At 52.4% G+C, this 21519-nt stretch carries 15 protein-coding genes; 8 read left to right on the top strand and 7 right to left on the bottom strand.

What is annotated here, in order from left to right:
- Positions 1 to 49 precede the first annotated feature (49 nt).
- From JI741_RS26285 to nirB, 6 genes are all read right to left on the bottom strand, one after another.
- Positions 50 to 1435 carry an alginate export family protein gene (locus JI741_RS26285; RefSeq protein WP_202014645.1) on the bottom strand — a complete coding sequence of 462 codons (1386 nt, stop codon included), beginning with the start codon at positions 1433 to 1435 and terminating at the stop codon, positions 50 to 52.
- Positions 1436 to 1456: 21 nt separating this feature from the next.
- Positions 1457 to 2782, bottom strand: a complete 1326-nt coding sequence (locus JI741_RS26290; protein WP_202014647.1) for an MFS transporter — start codon at positions 2780 to 2782, stop codon at positions 1457 to 1459.
- 124 nt (positions 2783 to 2906) lie between these two features.
- A complete protein-coding gene (locus JI741_RS26295) occupies positions 2907 to 3569 on the bottom strand; it encodes a response regulator transcription factor (protein WP_202014649.1) in 663 nt (220 codons plus the stop codon).
- Between the two features lie 28 nt (positions 3570 to 3597).
- Positions 3598 to 5445 carry a sensor histidine kinase gene (locus JI741_RS26300; protein WP_202014651.1) on the bottom strand — a complete coding sequence of 616 codons (1848 nt, stop codon included), beginning with the start codon at positions 5443 to 5445 and terminating at the stop codon, positions 3598 to 3600.
- A 171-nt stretch (positions 5446 to 5616) separates the two neighbouring features.
- Entirely contained in the window at positions 5617 to 5997 is a 381-nt protein-coding gene (gene nirD / locus JI741_RS26305; protein WP_202014652.1) for a nitrite reductase small subunit NirD, read from the bottom strand.
- A gap of 8 nt (positions 5998 to 6005) precedes the next feature.
- Positions 6006 to 8498 (bottom strand): nitrite reductase large subunit NirB, encoded by a 2493-nt coding sequence (gene nirB / locus JI741_RS26310; protein ID WP_202014654.1) that lies wholly within the window; start codon positions 8496 to 8498, stop codon positions 6006 to 6008.
- Between the two features lie 106 nt (positions 8499 to 8604).
- On the opposite strand from nirB, the gene cobA reads away from it, so the two are divergent.
- On the top strand, positions 8605 to 9381 hold the full coding sequence (cobA, locus tag JI741_RS26315; RefSeq protein ID WP_202014656.1) for a uroporphyrinogen-III C-methyltransferase: 777 nt from the start codon (positions 8605 to 8607) through the stop codon (positions 9379 to 9381).
- 6 nt (positions 9382 to 9387) lie between these two features.
- The gene (locus JI741_RS26320) at positions 9388 to 9861 is read left to right on the top strand and encodes a nitrate reductase associated protein (protein WP_202014658.1); all 474 of its coding nucleotides are present in this window, start codon (positions 9388 to 9390) and stop codon (positions 9859 to 9861) included.
- 48 nt (positions 9862 to 9909) lie between these two features.
- Here JI741_RS26320 and JI741_RS26325 read toward each other — a convergent pair whose 3' ends face one another.
- Positions 9910 to 10455 carry an NTP transferase domain-containing protein gene (locus tag JI741_RS26325; RefSeq protein ID WP_202014660.1) on the bottom strand — a complete coding sequence of 182 codons (546 nt, stop codon included), beginning with the start codon at positions 10453 to 10455 and terminating at the stop codon, positions 9910 to 9912.
- Positions 10456 to 10605: 150 nt separating this feature from the next.
- Between JI741_RS26325 and JI741_RS26330 the strand changes: the two genes are divergently transcribed.
- From JI741_RS26330 to JI741_RS26355, 6 genes are all read left to right on the top strand, one after another.
- Positions 10606 to 13713, top strand: a complete 3108-nt coding sequence (locus tag JI741_RS26330) for an efflux RND transporter permease subunit (protein ID WP_202014662.1) — start codon at positions 10606 to 10608, stop codon at positions 13711 to 13713.
- Positions 13714 to 13875: 162 nt separating this feature from the next.
- Positions 13876 to 14556 (top strand): TetR/AcrR family transcriptional regulator, encoded by a 681-nt coding sequence (locus JI741_RS26335; protein ID WP_202014665.1) that lies wholly within the window; start codon positions 13876 to 13878, stop codon positions 14554 to 14556.
- Between the two features lie 7 nt (positions 14557 to 14563).
- Positions 14564 to 15904: a TolC family protein gene (locus JI741_RS26340; RefSeq protein ID WP_202014667.1), complete on the top strand. Its 1341-nt coding sequence runs from the start codon at positions 14564 to 14566 to the stop codon at positions 15902 to 15904.
- Between the two features lie 20 nt (positions 15905 to 15924).
- Positions 15925 to 17049: an efflux RND transporter periplasmic adaptor subunit gene (locus JI741_RS26345; RefSeq protein ID WP_202014669.1), complete on the top strand. Its 1125-nt coding sequence runs from the start codon at positions 15925 to 15927 to the stop codon at positions 17047 to 17049.
- 29 nt (positions 17050 to 17078) lie between these two features.
- Positions 17079 to 20222 carry an efflux RND transporter permease subunit gene (locus JI741_RS26350; protein ID WP_202014671.1) on the top strand — a complete coding sequence of 1048 codons (3144 nt, stop codon included), beginning with the start codon at positions 17079 to 17081 and terminating at the stop codon, positions 20220 to 20222.
- Positions 20223 to 20400: 178 nt separating this feature from the next.
- Positions 20401 to 21489 carry an adenylate/guanylate cyclase domain-containing protein gene (locus JI741_RS26355; protein ID WP_202014673.1) on the top strand — a complete coding sequence of 363 codons (1089 nt, stop codon included), beginning with the start codon at positions 20401 to 20403 and terminating at the stop codon, positions 21487 to 21489.
- Positions 21490 to 21519: the final 30 nt, after the last annotated feature.

A 21519-nucleotide genomic window follows, 5' to 3' on the forward strand; every position in this document is an offset into this window, starting at 1 on the left:
GTGAAAGCGTTAGCGCGTTGTCAATGTTCCGACCTCTGTTATCTGTTTGTCATTTCAACTTTCCTCCCAACACCGCTTCGGGGCGGATGGCCAGCATCACATAGCCCCATTGCGAAAAGCGATCGGCGTTTTTGATGTTCTTCACATGCACCGACGACAGGGTTTGCGTCGACGCCGTGAACGAATAGCCGCCTTCGATGGTAATGATTTTGGTGAGCGCATAGTTGAATGTAAAATCCACTTCGGTGCCCAGTGTTTTCGAGAGCAGAACGCCGCTTTCGTCGGTCACGGCATGGGGCAATGCAAACCGGTGCACGTCGAGCGTGAGTGTGAAATTGTCTTTCACTTTGTAGCGCGACTTCACATAGGTGTCAAGCAAGCCGCTGGGGCCAAAGCCATCGGCTACATAAAAGTAATCCATATATCCCCAGAACTTGTGCGGAGTGCCATAGAGCGGATCGAAGCGCTGATATTTTGCAGCAGGGTCCGATCCGTTGTTGCCCGAGGTGAGGTCCACTCCGGGACCAACGCTGAACTTCGGCGTGACGGCATACAATGCGGACAACGACAGGAAGTATTCATCCAGCGATGTTCCTTCACGATAGTGGCCACCCTGATAAAATCCGTCGGCCGTCAGCGCAATTTTCTTCAGGGCCGTGCCCACAAAGTGACTGCCCACGGTGAAGCGGCTCCACACGCCCTGGTCGTAGATCGGAGTTTTTTTGTCGGTGTCGGTCGGTGCAAAATGAAATTTACTGAAGTCGTCTTTGAACGCCAGGGCCGAAATGGTTCCGAACTTCAACTTTTTGGCGGCATAGAGAAATTGCATGGATTTATACATCGCACCAATGCCGTTGGTGCCTGCGGTATAGCCGGTAGGGATGCCGTTGTAGGCTGTGTTTGATTTACGTTCTGCATTCTGATTGAATGCGGCACCGAGGTGGGCGGTCCAGCCGTTGTGTTCAAATTTCAGCAGGGCGGCGTCGTGGCGGCGGGCCTGTTGCAGCCAGTCGAGGTTGCCCAGCAGGCGCACGTCGTCGTATACCAACTCCTGACGGCCGATTTTGAGTGAAAAGTTTTTCACCACTTTGCCCGTATCCACGAGGCTGATCTCGCCCCAGGCCTCGTGCACCATGAAGCCGTCGTAGGCATCGGTGGTGGTGCGGTTAATGGTTGACGCGTCCTGGCCCCACACGCGCACGTCCTGCAACGATGCGTAGACTTTGAAGCGGTAGCCTGCATAGCCAATGTTGATGCGTGTGCGCTGCGAGGTGAACACAGCCGGCACCGTGTCGCGCACGGAGGGACTGCCCTGGCCGTCGCGCACTTCGGTGCGCGTGCGCAACTGGCCCGAAATCGTAAGCTGTGCGTGTAGCCCTGAGGTAACAAAAAGACCACAGGCGACGAGGAAGTATATTCGGTATTGATTTTTCATAGGGTAAGGATTTGGAGGGTCTCAGGCGTTCACCTTTTCGTAGGCAGGTTGCAACTCGGCATTTTGAACCTCTACGGTTTCTTTCGGAAGGCTCAGCAGGAAGGAAATGACCGACACTGCCACAACTGCAACACCTATGATGAACAAACTTTCGCGATACGAAAGACCTTCCGACTTGAACAGAAATCCGGCCAGCACCGCACCCACGTTTCCACCCGCGCCCACAATGCCCGACACCATGCCGATGGCGCGCTTGTTAATGAAGGGCACGACAGAATAGGTTGCGCCGTTCGACATTTTCAAAAACAACGCGAAGCCCAGCATGGCGGCAATGGCCAGCGGAAGCACTTCAATGGCCGAGAACAACATCAACCCCAGTCCTTCCAACAGCAGGAAAGCGCTCAGAATAACGATGCGTCCTTTCAACCCGAATTTTTTTCCGGCCTTGTCGCCGAAGATGCCGCCCAGGGCGCGTGCAAAAATGTTCATCATACCAAACAAGCCCGCAATGATGCCGGCCTCTTTCAATCCCAAATGAAAATTGTCGACGAAGTAGAGCGTAGCAATGTTGTCGATGGTGATCTCAATGCCAAAGCAGGCACCATAGGCGAGAAACAGACCCCACACGCGATAGTCTTTGCAGATGGTCCAGAAGCTTTCGCTGCTTTTGGTTTTGGCCTGATAGTTTGGATCGTTCTTGCGCAAGTCGGCCAGGTTTCCGGCAGGTGTGTCTTGCGTGAAGAAATAATAGACAAACCCCATAATGAACAACGCCAGCCCCGGCACCACCATGCTATAGCGCCACGCGGTGGCATCGAGATAGCCCATGCCGATGAACGCGCCAAATACCAGCGGCATCACGATGAGGGTAACGCCCCCGCCCATGTTGCCCCAGCCCGCGGCGGTAGCATTCGCAGTACCTACCACGTTGGGCGCAAACATCACAGAGGTGTGATATTGCGTGATCACAAACGAAGCGCCGATCACCCCAATGGCCAGGCGAAAAAGCAGAAACGATTCATAGCTGTTGCTGAACCCGATGAACATGACGGGCAACGATCCCAACAGCAACAACGCCGAGTAGGAAATGCGCGGCCCGATCTTGTCGCACAGCCACCCGAACAACAGACGGGCAAAAATGGTGATAGCCACCGAAGCAATGATGATGTTACCGATCTGGCCTTTGGTGAGGCCCAGGTCTTCTCGCACCACGGGCATGAGCGGCGCAATGCCGAACCATCCGAAGAAGCAAAGGAAAAACGTAATCCACGTGAGGTGGAACGTGCGCATGGGCACACTCTTGAAATCAAGCAGGTTGATTTTGGAAGCTGGGGTTAGTGCATTCATTTTATTACGTATTTTGTACGTAATAAAAATAAGTAAATAGCTAAGTATTTTACGTATTTATACTTAATTTATTTACTTAATCGTGTGCAGGGCTTCGAAAATCGATTGCAGGACTACGTAGTTTTTAGAGCAGATTTTCCTTCACAGCCTTGTTCACCATATCCACCGCGTTGTTCACCTCCAGTTTCTTCATGATGTTGAACCGGTGGGTCTCGATGGTGCGCACGCTTTTGCTCAATGAGTCGGCAATTTCCTTGTTGTGTTTTCCGTCGATAACCAGCCCAAGAATTTCCTTCTCCCGTTTGGTGAGGTGGTACTGATCGTCCTTCTGCGTCGGTGCTGGGGCAGACGTGTAAGGCTTCGTGTGCAGGAGGCGATTGGCCAGCACGTTGGAAACGCCGCCGCTAAAGTATTTTGTTCCCCCGTGAATTTGTTTCAGGGCTTTGATAAATTCATTCTTGTCGGTGTCTTTCAGCAGATAGCCATAGGCTCCCGCATCCAAAGCCTGCAATACATACTCCTCCGAATCGTGCATGGAAAGGATCACGGCCTTGCTGCCGGGCGAATAGCTTTTCAGTTTGGCCGCAGCCTCCAAGCCTGTCATGTTGGGCATGCGGATGTCGAGCACAACGATATCGGGCTTCAAGGTCTTGGCGGTTTCGAGGGCTTCGTTGCCATCGCCGGCTTCACCAATAACGCGGATGTCGTTTTCCGATTCCAGCATGGCTTTGATGCCATTGCGCACCAGCACGTGGTCGTCGGCAAGCACTATGTTGATTTTACTCATGGATATGTGGGGGTTGTCTGTTTGTTGCTTATGCTTCTTCTACCAGCACCGGGTTTCGGATGGGCACCGTCAGCGCCACCGTAGTGCCTTGCCCGGGCGCTGACTGGATGTCGAGTTTCCCGTTCACGTATTCGGTGCGTTCATACATGTTGAAAAATCCGCGGCCCGATTCAATGTTCACGCTGCGGGCTTCCACAATTTTCGCATCAAAGCCGCGGCCTTCGTCTTTCACCACAATGAGCAATTGACTGTCGTTGTGCTGCAACACCACTTCAATGGCGTCGGCGCCGGAATATTTAATGGCATTGTTGATGGCCTCCTGGATGATGCGGAAGATGTTGTTCTCAATTTTCTGTGGCAGTCGTTCCATCTCGCCTGCAGTTTTATAGACAAGGCGGATGTCGGTGAGCTTCGCGATTTCGTGGATAAACACTTTCAACGCTGCCTGCAATCCATAGTCACCCAACACCGTCGGCTTGAGGTTGAATGTGACGCGACGTACTTCCTTGATCACATCCTTTATCAAATGATCGACTTCCGAAATTTTCTGACTAGCATTTTTGCTTTCCTTCACATCGATGGATTCGATCTGGTATTTCAGCGAGGTGAGCATCTGCCCGATGCCGTCGTGAATGTCCATGGCAATGCGTTTGCGTTCTTCCTCCTGCCCTTCCAGGATCAGCACCGACCGGAACTTCTGCTGGTTAATCATCTTCTCTATTTCGGCGCGGTTCTTCCGGTTCATGTTTTGTTCGGCTAACTTGCGCTCGGTCATGTTCGACCCCAGCACCAGCAGTTCGTCAACATCGCCCTGTGCATCATAGACAGGTTGAATGATCAGCGAAACCCAGCATTCCTTTTTTGTTGTATCGAGAAACCTGAGTTCGCCCTGCCATGCGTTTCCATCGGCTACGGTTTCCACCACTTCATCCATCCAGTCGTCGGGCAACACCATGCCGCTGAACAGTTCGGCAATGCGCATGCCTTTGCCGTCGTGATGTTCTGTTAATGGCGCGAACGCTTCCGACACGAATGTGACGTTGCCGCCTTTGTCGGCTTTCGCAAACAGGCGTGGATTTTCCACCGGCTTGTTGATGACGGAGAGTTGTTCGTATGATTTTTCGAGCGACGCATACAGCGCGCCTACCTCGGTGAGCAGCTTACGCGAATTTTTTTCCGACGCCCTGAGCTTGTTCACCGTGCGGCTCACCTGAATGGCCGTGGGCCGGAAGATGAAGACCACCTCAAGCGTAATGACAAACAACGAGATGAAGAGCAGCAGATATTCCATGCGCCGGAGCGAATCAATTTTCTCGTTTGCTTCCTTGGCATATTGACGAACCAGCGCATCCATGCCCATGAGAAAGCGGCCTTCGTGCTGCAGTATGGTTTGCACATCGGCATCCAGCAGTGGCATCGGGGCCTGTAGATCTTTTTTTAGTTGCGCCACAATGCGTTCAGCACTTTTGTGAATGTTGAGAAACGGATCTGAGATTTCGCTGAACAAGGCTATCACCGTGGCGCTGTTGTGACCGGGAAGATGAAGGCTGTCGTTGCCATTTTGCAATCCCTCCTGCGACAGTTTCCAGAGTTGTGTGGCGCGCCAAAGGTCTTCGCGAATAGCACTCCGTTTTTCCAGAGACTGCCCGTCTTTCAAAAACAAAACGGTCTTGCTGATTTTTTGACTGAGCATCCGTTGTCTCCCCGCCACGTTCACCACCTGCGAGTCGCTGAACTGGTCGCGCAAATGTTGCTGCACCAGCACCTGCCCCACCACCGAAACAATGGCGATGGCACTCAACGCCAGGATATACCACGTGCCCAAACGACTGAATTTCAGGGTTGGCTTGTGTTCGGGGTTGAATTTTAAGTCCATATACGTAGCAATTTACGCAAAATATGCCGGATATACGTAGTTTGATTGGGTATTTCGTCGCGGGATTGGTAAGTAATTGCCTGGATCAAGAACGGCCGATAACAAAAAGGTGCCATGCTCCTCAGCATGGCACCTACCCTAACGTTCCCTATCCTAAAACTACAACGGCATTTATCGGGCGAATCCGATGTAAACAAAACCGTCTTCAATTTTTACGGGGAAGACGGCCAGTTTTTCTTCCGTGGCATTGAGGCATTCGCCGTTGCGCAGGGAAAATGTTTTCTTGTGAAAGGGACATGCCACCTTCGGCTCTTCCGAAACCGAACCGATTATGCCACGCGACAGTACCATTTGCATTTTGTGTGGACATAAATTCTGGCAGGCATACCACTCGCTGCGACGTGCGAAATTGAAGACGGCAATTTGCTGGTCTTTATATTTCACACAGGCGCCGCCGTTCTCGGGAAAGTCGGAGGCACGCGCTGCTTTGAACCAAACTTTGATGTCGTTGTCCACCGTTGCCAGGGACCTGATGTCGTTCAATATTTCCATAGTGAATTTTATTTTTTGTTCCAGTCTTCCGGAAATTTCTGTCCACGCATCTCCACAAATGACAAGGTGGAGTCGCTGCTGTCGTCGTTTATGAAGTGTTTGAATTGTGCGCGTTGTGCAGGATCTTCCACCACTTTTTTCCATTCGCAGTGATAGTTGGCAATGAGTGCCTGCATGTCTTTCTCCAATTCCTCCCCAATGCCCAGTGAATCGTTCACCACCACATCGTAGAGGTATTCGAGACCGCCTTCCATTTTGTTGAGCCAAGTGGCCGTGCGCGTGAGCGGGTCGGCCGTTTTGATGTAGAACATGAGGAAGCGATCGATGAGTTTCACGCAGGTGTCGGTGTCCACATCGGTCACCAACAGTTTGGCGTGCTGCGGACGCGAACCGCCATTGCCACACACATAGAGGTTCCAGCCTTTTTCTGTGGCGATGATGCCAAAGTCTTTCGATTGGGCTTCGGCACATTCGCGAATACATCCCGACACAGCGCCTTTCAGTTTGTGCGGCGCACGCAGTCCTTTGTAGCGATCTTCGATGAAGATGGCAAACGCCACCGAATCCTGAACACCGAAACGACACCACGTGGAGCCTACACAACTTTTGATGGTGCGCAAGGCTTTTCCATAGGCATGACCGCTTTCAAAACCTTCGGCAATCAGCTCTTCCCAAATTTCAGGAAGCTGCTCCACACGGGCGCCAAACATGTCGATGCGTTGGCCACCGGTGATCTTGGTATACAGTCCATACGCCTTGGCAATGCGGCCGATGGCGATCAGTTTTTCGGGTGTGATTTCTCCCCCGGCAATGCGCGGCACCACCGAGTAGGTGCCCCCGCGTTGAATGTTTGCCAGGAACCTGTCGTTGGTGTCTTGAATGGTTGATTGGTTCAGGATGGGCTCATTCCAGATGCTGGCCAGCAACGAAGCCACCGCGGGCTGGCACACCTCGCAGCCATGACCTTTGCCATGCTGTTCAAGCACGTCTTCATAGGATTTCAGTCCTTTCACCTTGATGATGTCGTAGAGTTCCTGACGGGTGAAGTCGAAGTGTTCGCACAGCGATTTCTTCACGGTCACTCCCATCGATTCCAATGTGAGTTTAAGGATGTCGTTCACCATGGGCGTGCATCCGCCACATCCGGTGCAGGCTTTGGTTGACTTCTTCAGGTCGTCGAGCGTCTTCACACCCTTCTCGGTGATCTGAAGCACGAGGTCGCCTTTGGTGATGTTCTCGCAGGCACAAATCTGCGCGCTGTCGGGAAGGCTTTTCACACCGGCACCTTCTTCGCCCTTGCCGGGTGCGCCAATGATAAGCGACTCGGGTTGTGCGGGCAGGGCCATGCGGTTCATCACCATTTGATGAAAGAGGTTGTACTGGCTGGCGTCGCCCACCAGGATGCCACCCAGCAGGAGCTTTCCGTCGGCCGAGATGTTTATGCGCTTATAGACACCGTTGTGTTTGTCCTGAAAGGCAATGGGAATGCTTCCGGGCGTTTCTCCCAGGGCATCGCCAAAGCTTCCCACATCAACGCCCATCAGCTTCAGCTTGGTAGACATGTCGAAGCCTTGAAACAGTTTGGAGAAGTCGCCGGCAATCTGGCGCACCACAATGTCGGCCATTTCATAGCCGGGCGCCACGAGGCCATACACCATGTTGCTGTGCACCGCCACTTCGCCAATGGCAAAGATGTTTTCGTCGCTGGTTTGCAAAAAGTCATTTACCAGCACACCGCCACGGGCGTGCACTTCCAATCCACTGGCCTTCGCCACCTCGTCGCGGGGACGAATGCCGGCAGAGATCACCAGCATTTCCACCGGCAGAAACGAAGCGTCGGCAAATTCCAGTCCTTCAAGCTTGCCGTTGCCGGCGATGCGTTTTGTGCTTTTGTTGAGGTGCACCGTGATGCCCAGCTGCGAAAGCTTGTGGAGCAGAATGTTGGAGCCCGCTTCGTCGAGTTGCCGGGGCATGAGGCGCGAGGCAAATTCAACCACGTGGGTTTGCAGACCCAGGTCGATCAGTGCCTTGCCGGCTTCGAGTCCCAGCAAGCCACCGCCCATCACGGCTGCGCATTTTATTTTCTTTCCATAGTCAATGATCTGGTTCAGGTCTTCAATGGTGCGATACACAAACACACCGTCGCGTTCCACACCTTCGATGGCCGGCACAAACGGACTGGAGCCGGTAGCCAGCACGAGGTAGTCGTAGTGATCCGTTTTGCCCGTGTGGGTGCGGATGGTTTTTGCGTCGCGGTTAATCTCCGTCACCAGTTCGCCGAGGTGCAGCACAATGTTGTGCTCCGCATACCACGACGCCGGGGCCATCAGCAAATCTTCGGCGGTCTTGCCCGAGAAGTAGCTGCTGAGGTGCACGCGGTCATAGGCAGGCCGCGGTTCTTCACCATATACAATGACTTCGGCGGCTACCGACTGCTTACGTAGCTTCTCACAGAACTTGTAGCCGACCATTCCATTTCCTACGACGATGATACGCTTCATTGCAAACGATTTAAGTAATAAACGGGTAAATATTACGTAATTATACGTAAATAATCTTCTTCAAAGCAAATGTTTTTACGTATAATTACGTAAATATTTTAAGCCTATGTCATCGAACCAAAATCGTATCATTTTGCTCGGCGCCGGTCCCGGCGATCCGGAATTGCTCTCTATTAAAGGAATGAAAGCCTTGCAGCAAGCCGACGTGGTGTTGTATGATGCCCTGGTCGCATCCGAAATTCTGGACCACACTTCGCCGGAGTGCAAGCGTGTGTTTGTGGGAAAGCGGAAAGGCAAAAAGGAATTTTCGCAGGAAGAGATCAACCAGCTTCTTGTATTCTATGCCGGTCGCTACAACTGTGTGGTGCGTTTGAAAGGTGGCGATCCGTTTGTGTTCGGACGGGGGCATGAAGAGTTGGAGTATGCCGCGCACCGCGGGCTGAACGTCGAAATCATTCCAGGCATATCCAGTGCCTTGGCGGCGCCGGCAGCGGTGGGCATTCCCGTGACCAAGCGTGGTGTGAACGAGAGCTTTTGGGTGGTCACCGGCACGCTGGCTTCGGGTGAGATCGGGAAGGATCTGTTTTTGGCGGCACAGTCTTCGGCCACGGTCATCGTGCTGATGGGCATGTCGCACCTGGCAGAGATTGCCGCCCTGATTTCGCGCGAACGTTCGCCGCATGAACCCATGGCCGTAATTCAACAAGCGACCTGGACCGGGCAGCAGCACGTGACGGGCCGTGCTCATACTATTGTTGACGATGCCGCCCGCCAGGGCATTGGTGCGCCGGCCGTGATTGTGATCGGCAACGTGGTGGCTGAGCAACGCCTGCCCCAGGCCCTCGCCTACGCGTCGGAATATTGTCTAACTTTGAAATCGTAAACGACCATGACCATCAACCGAAACATCATCGAATACTTTCGCTTCGAAGAAGACTTTGTAGAAGACAACGTGCGCTGCATTCCCATGATTGTGCGTTTCAAACTCGACGCCGCGGGCGTGAAACTGAAACTGGCCGAATGGAGCAAGATGACACCCCACGAGCGCGAACGCCTCGCCACCCTTTCCTGTGAAACGGAAGAAGAAATTTCGATCTATCAGCGCTACCTGAAACACCTCGTGTGGCATCGCACCGGTCAGGAGGCTACTCCCCTGCAGGTGCAGGCCAATCCGGCGTGGTCGGTGCTGTCGACGTTGCCGGAGTTGCTGTCGGCGAAACTCAGTGAAGTCAATCAAACCATTTCTCTTCTGCAATGGCAACGTTTGTCGGTGCTGCAGCGGTTCGCGTTGCTGAAACTGAGTAGCGGCGGGCATGAGCACAAGAACTTTCAGAAGGCGTTGGAGGAGTTTGAATTGGTTTAAGGCCTCTTTTCCCCCTATAAAAGTCCCTTTGTTCCGGCGGTGGAGAACTTAAGATCCCCCAGCCTCCTTCATCTGCTCCGGATAATTCACATTCAGAAACAAGTTCTCGTCCTGCGATTCGATGCGGGTCACGTCTTCTGTTTTCAGGAAGGCGCGTGGGCTGATGTTTCCTGCCTTGGCATTTTTTAACAAGCGTGGAAACGCGGCTGGTTCCCAGAGGGCCAGCATGGGCTCCGGGGCGCCGGCTTTAACGTCCAGGAAGCACGTTGCCAGCCGGGTTGGGTTGCGGTGTGACAGCAGGATTTGGAGGGTCGCCGCCGTGATGTTGGGGAGGTCGATGGCCATGACCAGCCACGCCTTGTCGGGGTGCCGGTGAAACGCGCTCAGAATTCCATTGATGGGCCCGTCAAACGCATAGTGATCTTCCAGCGGTTGAAGCGCTTCGGCCACCCGCTGCTCGGGGCGACAGGAAATGTATACGTTTTCACAACAGCCCGACAACAAGTCGAATACGTGCTGGCGCTGGGGTTTCCCGTCGTGATACAAAATGAGGCCTTTGTCTTTGCCCATGCGCGTGCTTTTACCGCCTGACAAAACCAATCCGTAAATGTTTTTCAAAAGGGCCTCTTGCATCCTTCAAAAGTAGGCAACGGCGATCTTCCGCGCCCGACTTTCTCGTGATGTCCTTTCATATAATAAATGGATTAACTTTACCTCGCCACCTGTAATTTTACTTTTTTACCGATGAATATTTCCGAGCTAAGTTTAAAGCGACCGGTGCTGGCCGTGGTGATGAACGTCATTATCGTGATTTTCGGCGCCATTGGTTTTTCCTTCCTGGGGGTGCGCGACTATCCTGCGATTGATCCGCCCAACATCAGTGTGCGCACATCCTACTCGGGCGCAAACGCCGACATTGTAGAGTCACAAATCACCGAGCCGCTCGAGAAATCCATCAACGGCATCGCCGGCATCAAAAATATCTCATCCACTTCCAGCCAGGGTTCCAGCAGCATCAACATCGAGTTCGATCTGGGCGTTGATCTGGAGGCGGCGGCCAACGATGTGCGCGATAAAGTATCGCAGGCCTCGCGCCAATTGCCGCAGGACTTGGATGCTCCACCCGAAGTGTCGAAGGCCGATGCCAGCTCGGACTATATTATATCGCTGACCGTGCAGAGCAACGCGCGCAATCAGCTGGACCTTACGGAATATGCCACCAACATTCTCATGGAGCGGTTTCAGACCATTCCCGGTGTGAGCAACATCCGCATTCTGGGCGAGAAAAAATATGCGATGCGCATCTGGCTCGACCCCAGCAAACTCACGGCCTACAGCCTCACGCCCCTCGACGTGCTGGACGCGCTCAACAAAGAGAATGTGGAACTGCCTTCGGGAAAAATTGCCGGCAATGCCACGGAGCTTACCGTACGCACCTTCGGAAAACTTTTTAGCGAAGAAGACTTCAATAACGTGCGCATCAAAACCCGCACCGTCGGCTCCATCCGCCTGCGCGATGTGGGCACCGCCGTGCTCGGTCCCGAAAACGAAGAGACGATTTTGAAGGGCCGGCTAGTGCCCATGATCAGCATCGCGCTCATTCCCTTGCCCGGATCAAACTATGTGGAGATCGCCGACGAGTTCTACAAGCGTCTCGAAAAAATCAAAAAAGAAGTACCCGAAGACATCACCCTCACGGTGGCCACCGACCAGACGGTGTTTATCAAGCGCTCCATTTTTGAAGTGGAAGAAACACTCATCCTGTCGTTCCTGCTGGTGGTGCTCATAGTGTTTCTCTTCTTCCGCGATTTCATTATCGCCATCCGCCCGCTCATCGACATCCCGGTTTCACTCATTGCTACGTTCTTTATTATGTATGTGGCGGGCTTCTCCATCAACGTGCTCACCATGCTGGGCATCGTGCTGGCCACCGGCCTTGTGGTGGACGATGGTATTGTTGTGACGGAAAACATTTATAAGAAATTGGAAGGCGGCATGAACAAGTTTCAGGCAGCCCGCGAAGGATCGAAAGAAATTTATTTTGCTGTTATCTCCACGTCCATCACGCTGGCCGTGGTGTTTTTGCCGATCATCTTTTTACAAGGCTTTGTGGGGCGACTGTTTCGCGAGTTTGGATTTGTAGTAGCCGGCGCGGTGTTGATTTCGTGCTTTGTGTCGCTCACGCTCACACCGGTGCTGAGTGTTAAGTTAACACGCGATCATCGGAAGAAGTCAAAATTTTATCTGGTCACAGAGTCGTTCTTTGTCGGCATGGAGACGGGCTATCGCAACATGCTCACGGCGTTTATGAAAGTTCGCTGGGTGGCGTTTGTTATTGTGATCGCTTGTGTGGTGGCCTCGGTTCTCATTGCAAAAGTGTTGCCGGCCGAGTTGGCGCCATTGGAAGATCGCAATCAGTTCAGGTTGCAGGTCTCAGCACCCGAAGGCATGTCGTTCGATTTTATGGAAACGTATATTGACGACATCACGGAGTTTGTGATGGACTCTGTGCCGGAAGCCAACATCATCTACTCGCTGGCCGGCTCGTCTAATTCCGGTGGCTCTGGTGTGAATGGCGGCTTTGTGCGCGTGTTTCTTAACGATCCCAACGAACGCCTCCGTTCGCAGCAGGAGATTGTGACGATGGTGAACAAAAATCTTCCGCGCTTTTCGGCAGGCAAAGCATCGGCCCTGCAGGAGCAAACTATCTCCACCAATCGCCGCGCGGGACAACCCGTACAGTTTGTTATTCAGAACAATAACTTCGAAAAATTGAAAGAGGCCTTGCCCCGCTTTCTCGAAGCTGCCAGCAACCACCCCGTGTTGCAAGGTGTTGACACCGACCTCAAGTTCAATAAGCCCGAACTGCGCATCGTCATCAATCGTCTGAAGGCAACCGAGCTTGGCGTGAGCGTGGCCGACATTTCGGAGACACTGCGGTTGGCTTATAGCAATTTGCGCTTTGGCTATTTCACCAAAGAAGGCAAGCAATATCAGGTGATCGGCCAGGTGGACCGCATCAACCGCGATGAGCCCGACGATTTGAAACGTTTGTATGTGCGCACGGGGTCTGGTGAACTGATCTCATTAGACAATCTGGTGAACATCGAGGAATCAACAACACCGCCGGCCCTCTATCACTTTAATCGCTACCGCTCCGCCACCATCTCGTCGGGCCTGGCCAACGGCAAAACCATTGGCGACGGCGTGAAGGCGATGCAGGAAATTGCCGCGGAAATGTTGGACGATACATTCACCACATCCCTCAGCGGTTCGTCGCGCGACTTTGCTGAGAGTTCCAGCAACACTTCGTTTGCCTTTGTGCTGGCGCTGGTGTTGATCTACCTCCTGCTGGCCGCGCAATTTGAGAGCTACATCGACCCGCTTGTTATCATGGTCACGGTTCCCTTGGCGGTGACGGGCGCCTTCCTCGCATTGTTCATCTTCGGCCAAACCATCAACATCTTTTCGGAGATCGGCATCATCATGCTCATTGGGTTGGTGACGAAGAACGGCATCCTCATCGTGGAGTTTGCCAATCAGAAACAGGAAGAAGGACTGTCGAAACGCGACGCGGTGATTGAAGCGTCAAAGCTTCGTCTGCGTCCCATCCTGATGACGAGCCTGGCTATGGCATTGGGGTCGTTGCCACTGGCCCTGTCGCTGGGTGCGGCATCGAGCAGCCGTGTTCCTTTGGGCCTGGTGATTGTGGGCGGTGTTATCTTCTCGCTTGTTCTCACCCTGTTTGTGATCCCGGCTCTCTATTCATTCTTCTCACGCACCAAGAAACACCACGATGAAGAAGAGGATGAACCGGTGGCACACGAAAAAGATCTTATCTACGAAGGGTGATACTTCTACCCTGCTGAATTTTTAAACACCGTCAGAAAACGTGTGCGCCACCTTTGGGCGCAGATTAATTACCATTCACAAAAATACACGATTTGTGCACTAGGAAAGGACAACGCAATGCGCCTACCTTCGTTTAACAATTTTGTTAAACATAAAAGATAAGTGGGTATTCCCGAAGTTCAAACTGAGTCGCTGATCAAGGATACGGCCAAGGCGTTATTCTTTCAAAAAGGCGTTTTAAACGCAACCACGCAGGAAATTGCCGACGAAGCCGGTGTTAACCGGGCGCTCATCCACTACTATTTCCGGTCGCGCGAATTGCTGGTGGACACGCTGCTGGAAGAAGCCGTCAACGAAAAGCGAGATCGCATCCGCTCCATCCTGGCGTCCGAACGACCGTTCCGTGAAAAAATTCTACTCTATATAGATGCTGTCGTAGATCAAGGTCTGAAGTACCCGCACCTCGAAAATTTTATCATCACAGAAACCGCGCGACACCCTGACAAAATGAAGATCCTATGTCCGAAAGACCGGGTGAAGTCAAGCGACATGATCCGCAAAGATCTGGACGAAGAAATTCAAAAGGGATTGATCCAACCGGTGTCGGCCGAACATTTCATCATCAACCTGTTGTCGCTTTGCAACTACCCGTTGCTGGCCAAAACGGTGGTGCAGAACATGCATGGCATGAGTGACACGGCGTATCGGAAATTCTTACAGGATCGAAAAGATATTATTTATCAAACGTTGTTTAATGAAACTGCACCCGGCATTCTTCGTAAAGAAGAACATTCCGCAGAAGTCCACTCCATAAAGAAAACAGCAGAACAAAAGAAAGAATAATCATCGTATGCACTCTACCCGAAGAACACAACGCTCACTACTCTGGCTCAGCCTTGCCGCGTTGCTCCTCACCTCGACCGCGAGGGCACAGCAACAACCGGGCGACAGCCTTCTGACCAACCCCACCCTCGACAAGGTGGTGACTTATGCCCTGGAACATCAGCCGCTCGTGCAGCAATCGATACTCGACGAAGCCATCACGGAAAAAATGATTCAGGGAAAACTGGCGGACTGGTATCCGCAGATCAACTTTGTTTACAACTATCAACGCAACATCGATTTGCAAACCAGCATCATCGGTGGCAACCCCATTAAGTTTGGCGTAAATAACACGTCGGCAGCCCAGTTCAACGCCACGCAAACCATCTTTAACAGGGATGTGTTGTTGGCCAGAAGCACGGCTTCCAAAGTGAGGATTCAATCCACGCAAAACACCAGCCGCAACAAAATCGATGTGGTGGTGAATGTGACCAAAGCGTTCTATGATGTGCTGGCGACTACGCAGCAGATCAAAGTAGGCGAAGAAGACATCATCCGCCTCGAGCGAAGCCTGAAAGACGCCACCAGCCAATACAACGCCGGTGTGGCCGATAAAACAGACTACAAGCGCGCCACCATTCTTCTGGCCAATGCCAAAGCCACCCAGAAGACCAACCGCGAAATGCTGACGTACAAGGCAGAGTATCTGAAGTCACTGATGGGCTATCCGCCCAACAGCCCGATGGACATTGCCTACGACACGCTTCAAATGGAAAATGAAATCGCGCTCGACACCACGCAAACCATCAGCTACTCCAACCACATCGACTACAAACTGCTGTTCACGCAACGCGAATTGCAGGAAGCCAACGTGAAGTATGCCTGGTGGGGATTCATTCCGTCGCTTAACGCGTTTGGTTCGTATATCCTGAACTATCAGAACAACAATTTCGGAGAACTCTATAATCAGCGATATCCCAACTCCTACGTGGGAGCCACGTTGCTGTTTCCCATCTTCCAGGGTGGCAAACGCATCGCCAAGATTAAAGAGCAAAAGTATGCACTTCGCCGCACCGATTGGGACGTGAAACAATTGCAGAGCAGCCTGAGCACAGAGTATACGCGTTCGCTGGCCTCCTACAAAAGCAACCTTGCCTCCTACCTCGCATTGAAAGAAAATGTGGAACTGGCCAAAGAGGTGTATGCCGTGATCCAGTTGCAATACAAGAGCGGCATACGCGCGTACCTCGATGTGACGGTGGCCGAAACCGATCTGCGCACGGCACGCATCAACTACTTCAACGCACTCTACCAGGTGCTGGCCAGCAAAATGGACGTTCAAAAAGCTTTAGGACAAATCAACTATTAATTTCAAAACGCTCACCTTTTATGATATTGAGATCAATACAACTTTATACAACCCTGGGCCTGTTGCTTGCCGCGGCCGCCTGCGGAAAGAAGAATCAACAAGCACCACAAGGGCCACCGCCTGTGAACGTGGTGTTGCAAAACTCCGGCGTAACGGACGCTGTCTACTATGACGAGTATCCCGGCATCGTGAAAGCCCTTAACGAAACGGAGCTTCGCGCACAGGTGAACGGCTACATCACGGCCATGCATTTCACAGAAGGCTCTAAAGTGCACAAGGGTCAGAAGCTTTACTCCATCGATCAGCAAGCCTATGAGGCCACGTTTCAACAGGCACAGGCCAACCTGCAAGTGCAGGAAGCCAACCTCATCAAAGCACAAAAAGATGTGGAGCGTTATCGCGAGCTGAACAAGAGCGACGCCATTGCCAAACAACAAGTAGACTATGCCGAAGCAACCTATGCCGCGGCGCAAAAACAAGTGGATGCGGCCAAGGCTTCGGTGCGCGGCGTGCAAACCAATGTGCGCTACTCCACCATCACGGCGCCGTTCGATGGCACCATCGGCATTTCCAATGTGCGTCTTGGCGCGGCCGTGTCGGCAGGACAAACGTTGCTGAACACCATTTCTTCGGACGATCCTATCGCGGTTGACATCACGGTAGATCAAAAGGAAATTTTCCGTTTCACACAGCTTTTTGCAAAAGGCAAAACTTCGAAAGCAGACTCCACCTTCCGTCTGGCATTGGGCACAGAAGTGTATCCGCTTCCCGGCGCCATCAGTGTGATCGACCGCGCGGTGGATGCTCAGACCGGCTCCATCAAAATGCGACTCACATTCCCCAATCCTCAGCACATGCTCAGGTCGGGCATGAGTGTGACGCTGCGCGTGTTGTCGTCATCGGCCAAGTCGGTGATCATTCCCTACAAGGCAGTGACCGAACAATTGGGCGAGTTCTTTGTGTATGTGGCCGGCGACAGCAACAAGGTGACACAACGCAAAGTGGTGCTGGGCACACAGGTGGGCAAAGACATCGTGGTGCAAAGCGGCTTGAAAGAAAATGAAAAGGTAGTGGTGGAAGGTGTACAAAACCTGCGTGAAGGTTCGGTCATCAATCCGAGTCCTGCCACACCTCCGTCTAAATAAACTGACCATCCTCATCCCACTCTGAATATATGATAGCAGATGTTTTTATAAAAAGGCCCGTCACGGCGATTGTTATCTCCGTCGTGCTGGTGCTGGTGGGGCTCATTGCCATGAGCACGCTGCCCATTTCACAATACCCCGACATCACGCCCCCCACGGTTTCCATCAGCGGCATTTATACCGGCGCGGATGCACAAACCGTGGAGCAAACCACTACCACCGCCATCGAAACCCAGGTGAACGGAACACCAGGCATGGCCTTCATGTCGAGCAACAGCACCGGCAGCGGTCAAAGCGCGGTGACCGTAACGTTTGACATTGGCACCAACATCGACATTGCCACCCTGGATGTGCAAAACCGGGTAAGCGTGGCCGAGCCTACACTCCCTGAAATCGTGCGCCGTCTTGGTGTGACCGTGCGAAAAAGAAACCCCACCATCTTTTTGGTGCTGGCGCTCTATTCGCCCAACGACACGCACGATGCCACATTCCTCGGAAACTTCGCCAACATCTATCTGAAAGATGCTTTGCTGCGTGTGAAGGGCGTGGGCGACATTGTTTCGATCGGCGATGATTTTGGAATGCGCATCTGGCTCAACCCCGAGAAACTGGCCAGCCTCAACATGACCCCCGCAGAAGTTACCGCCGCCCTGTCGGAACAAAACTTACAGATTGCGGCTGGCTCGGTTGGCGGAAATCCTCAGCCATCGGTGCAGGCGTTTGAATACAATGTGCTCACCAATAGCCGCATCAACAAGAAGGAAGATTTTGAAAACATTGTGGTGCGCACTAATCCTGCGCAAGGCAATTTGGTTTACTTGAAAGATGTCGCTCGCGTGGAGTTGGCCAAGTTCAACTATGGCAACAACCCCTATGTGAATGGAAAGCATGGTGCCTTCATGTTGCTGTATCTTGCGCCGGGTGCCAATGCTCTCGACACCAACGAAGGTGTGATGAATGCCTTGGCAGAGATGAAGAAGAGCTTCCCGAAAGATGTTGACTACAACATCCCGCTTGAAACCACATCGGTGGTGAAGGTGTCGATCGAAGAAGTGATCAAGACCTTGATCGAGGCGCTTGTGTTGGTGATCATTGTGGTGTTCCTGTTCCTGCAGAACTGGCGTGCCACGCTCATTCCTGTGCTGGCCATTCCGGTATCGCTTATTGGAACGTTCATCTTTTTTATTCCGCTTGGGTTCACCATCAACACGCTGACCATGTTCGCGTTCGTGCTCGCCATCGGTATTGTGGTAGATGATGCCATTGTGGTGGTGGAAGCCATTCAACACAACATGGACCACGAAAAGTTGTCGCCTAAGGACGCGACGGTGAAAGCCATGAAAGAAATTTCCGGTCCTGTAATCGCCATCGCCCTCATTCTTGCCGCGGTGTTTGTGCCCGTGGGATTTGTGCCCGGCATTGTAGGAAGATTATATCAGCAGTTTGCCATCACCATCGCCGTGTCAGTGATCATCTCGGCCTTTGTGGCCTTGTCGCTCACGCCCGCGTTGTCGATGTTGTTACTAAAACCTGCCAAAAAAGAGGACGAGAAAAATTTTCTCGATCACTTCTTCGACCGCTTCAACGCCTGGTTCAATCGCTTGTCTACCAGCTATACGCACGGCGTGAACTCGTGGATCAAGAAGACACCCTATGTGCTGGTGATGATGGTGTGCTTGTTTGTTGGATTGTTTGTGATGTTTAAGAACAAACCCACGGGCTTCATTCCTCTGGAAGACGAAAAGCGCGTGTTGGTGACCTACGAATTGCCCGAAGGAACATCCACTACCCGAAGCATTGCCTTGATGCAGGAAATTCAAGCGCGTTTGCGCAGCATGCCGGCCGTGCACGTGGTGGGTGGTCTGGCCGGTCTGAACATCTTCAACTTCTCGAACAAGTCGAATGCTGGTACCGTGTTTGTGAACCTGAAGCATTGGGACGAACGCGATCCAAAAACCGAAAGCGTGCCCGCTGTGATAGCCGAAATCCAAAAGCGCACGGCCGACATCAAAGAAGCCCGCATAATTTCTTTATCCCCTCCGGCCATTCCGGGGCTGGGCCAATCGTCGGGGTTCACTTTCGAGTTGCAACAAACCACCAGCACCGACGACATCCGGCAGTTTGAAGGCGTGATGCGCAAGTTCCTTGCTGCCGCCAACCAGCGCCCCGAAATCGCGATGGCCTATTCATTCTTCACATCGCGCACACCAAGCTACCAGGTGGACGTTGACAAAGAGCGCGCGAAAAAACTCGGCGTCTCCGTGTCGGATGCCTACGCCACACTGGCTACGCTGCTGGGCAGCAGCTATGTGAACGACTTCAATTTGTATGGCCGCAACTTCCGCGTGGTGGCACAAGCCGATACGCTCTACCGAAGAAACATCAACGACGTCGGAAACTATCGCGTGCGCAACAGCGCCGGCAACATGGTTCCGCTCAGCGCCATCATCACCAGCAAGGTTGTGGAAACACCCGCCGTGGTGTCGCACTACAACCTGTATCGCACAGCCGAAATTCTCGGTAACGCCAGGCCTGGCTTCAGCAGCGGGCAAGCCATCGACGCCCTGCGCGAAGTGGCCGCCCAAACCTTGCCTACTGGTTACAGCTACGACTTCTCCGGCATGAGCCGCGAGGAAATCAAAGCCGGCAGCAGCACAGGCTTGATCTTCGCTGCCTCCATTGTGTTTGTGTTCCTGTTCCTTGCTGCCTTGTATGAAAGCTGGTCCATTCCTTTCTCGGTGTTGTTTGCTGTGCCCATCGGTGCGTTTGGTTCCATCCTCACGCTCACGTTGCTGCCCAACCTCACCAACAACATCTATGCGCAGATCGGGTTGATTACCCTCATCGGGCTTGCGGCAAAGAACGCCATCCTGATTGTGGAGTTTGCCAAAGAACGCGTGGACCGTGGCATGGACGTCGTGGCCGCCACACTTGAAGCGGTGCAGCTTCGTCTGCGTCCTATCATCATGACGTCGCTCGCCTTCATCCTCGGCGTGTTGCCGCTGGCCTTCTCCTCGGGAGCGGGCGCAGAAGCGCGGAAGACTATCGGCTGGACTGTGGCGGGTGGCATGCTTGCGGCAAGTTCGCTGGCCATCTTTGTGGTGCCGGTGCTCTTTGTGTTCATTACGAAAATCGCCTTCCGGAACAAAAACAAAAATGCTTTGGAAGGTTGATCGCAGGGCAGTCCTGCATAGAGTGACCAGACATACTTAACAGAACGCCCGGGATATTTCGTATCCAGGGCGTTTTGCTTTTGAAGATACGGCGATGTATTTTATGGAAGCATTTCAACGACAACACCATGAACGATCCCGTTCCTGTTTATAACATAATCGATATTGATCGCATCAAATGCTGAGACCAAAAACCCGGAACAACATCTCCCGCATCATTCCTTTTGGGCTGATCTGGTTTTTCTTCAGCATTGTATATACACTGCTTGAGCGCGGGCTTCTGGGCGAGCTCACACAATATCCCGCCACGGGAAATCCTTACAGTTTCACCGGAACGATTCTCATCACTCCCGCCATCGCGCTGTTGACCGGAACGATTCTGGGAACCGTGGAAGTGCTGTCGCTTAATAAACTTTTTATACAACGAACATTTACACAAAAGATCCTTTACAAAACATTTCTATACCTCGCGATCATTATCTTTTTTCTCTTCACGCTCACCGTGCTGGCAAACGCCATCGGATTGCAGCAGTCCGTGTTTAGCCGGGCGGCATGGACCAATACGTGGGCGTTTTTCTCCAGCTTTGCTTTTTGGAGTGTCGTGATATACATCGCGGCCATGACTGGTGTTTCACTTTTCTATGCGGAAGTGAGCGAGAATCTTGGGCAGGGTGTTCTGTTGAATTTTTTCACCGGAAGGTATCACACGCCCATTGAGGAAGAACGGATCTTTATGTTTCTCGACATGAAATCGTCTACCACCCACGCCGAAAACATGGGGCATGTGAAATACTTTCAGATGCTAAGGGAATATTTCGCCGACCTCACCGATCCTATACTTCAACACTCAGGAGAAATCTACCAATATGTCGGCGACGAAGTGGTGGTGTCGTGGAAGCTCAGGAATGGGTTGCACGACAACAATTGCATCAACTGTTTCCTTGCCATGAAAGATGCTCTCCAAAAACAACGCGACAACTATCTCAAGAACTTCGGGGTTTCACCTGAATTCAAAGGAGGCCTTCACGTGGGCAAGGTGACAACGGGAGAAATTGGCGTAATCAAAAAAGAAATCATCTTCACAGGCGATGTACTCAACACCACAGCGCGCATCCAGGGTCTGTGCAACACGTTTCAGGTTGACATCCTGGTTTCGGAACCGCTGGCAAAAATGCTACATGCACCACTTAATTGGAAAGCTCTGGGCGAACACGGTTTGAGAGGAAGGGATGAGAAGTTAATTTTGTTTACGATTGAGTCGAAGTAGCGAACACAAAATTAAATCATCTTTGATTGT

This window comes from Chryseolinea lacunae (genome assembly GCF_016735595.1).
GTDB lineage: Bacteria > Bacteroidota > Bacteroidia > Cytophagales > Cyclobacteriaceae > Chryseolinea > Chryseolinea lacunae.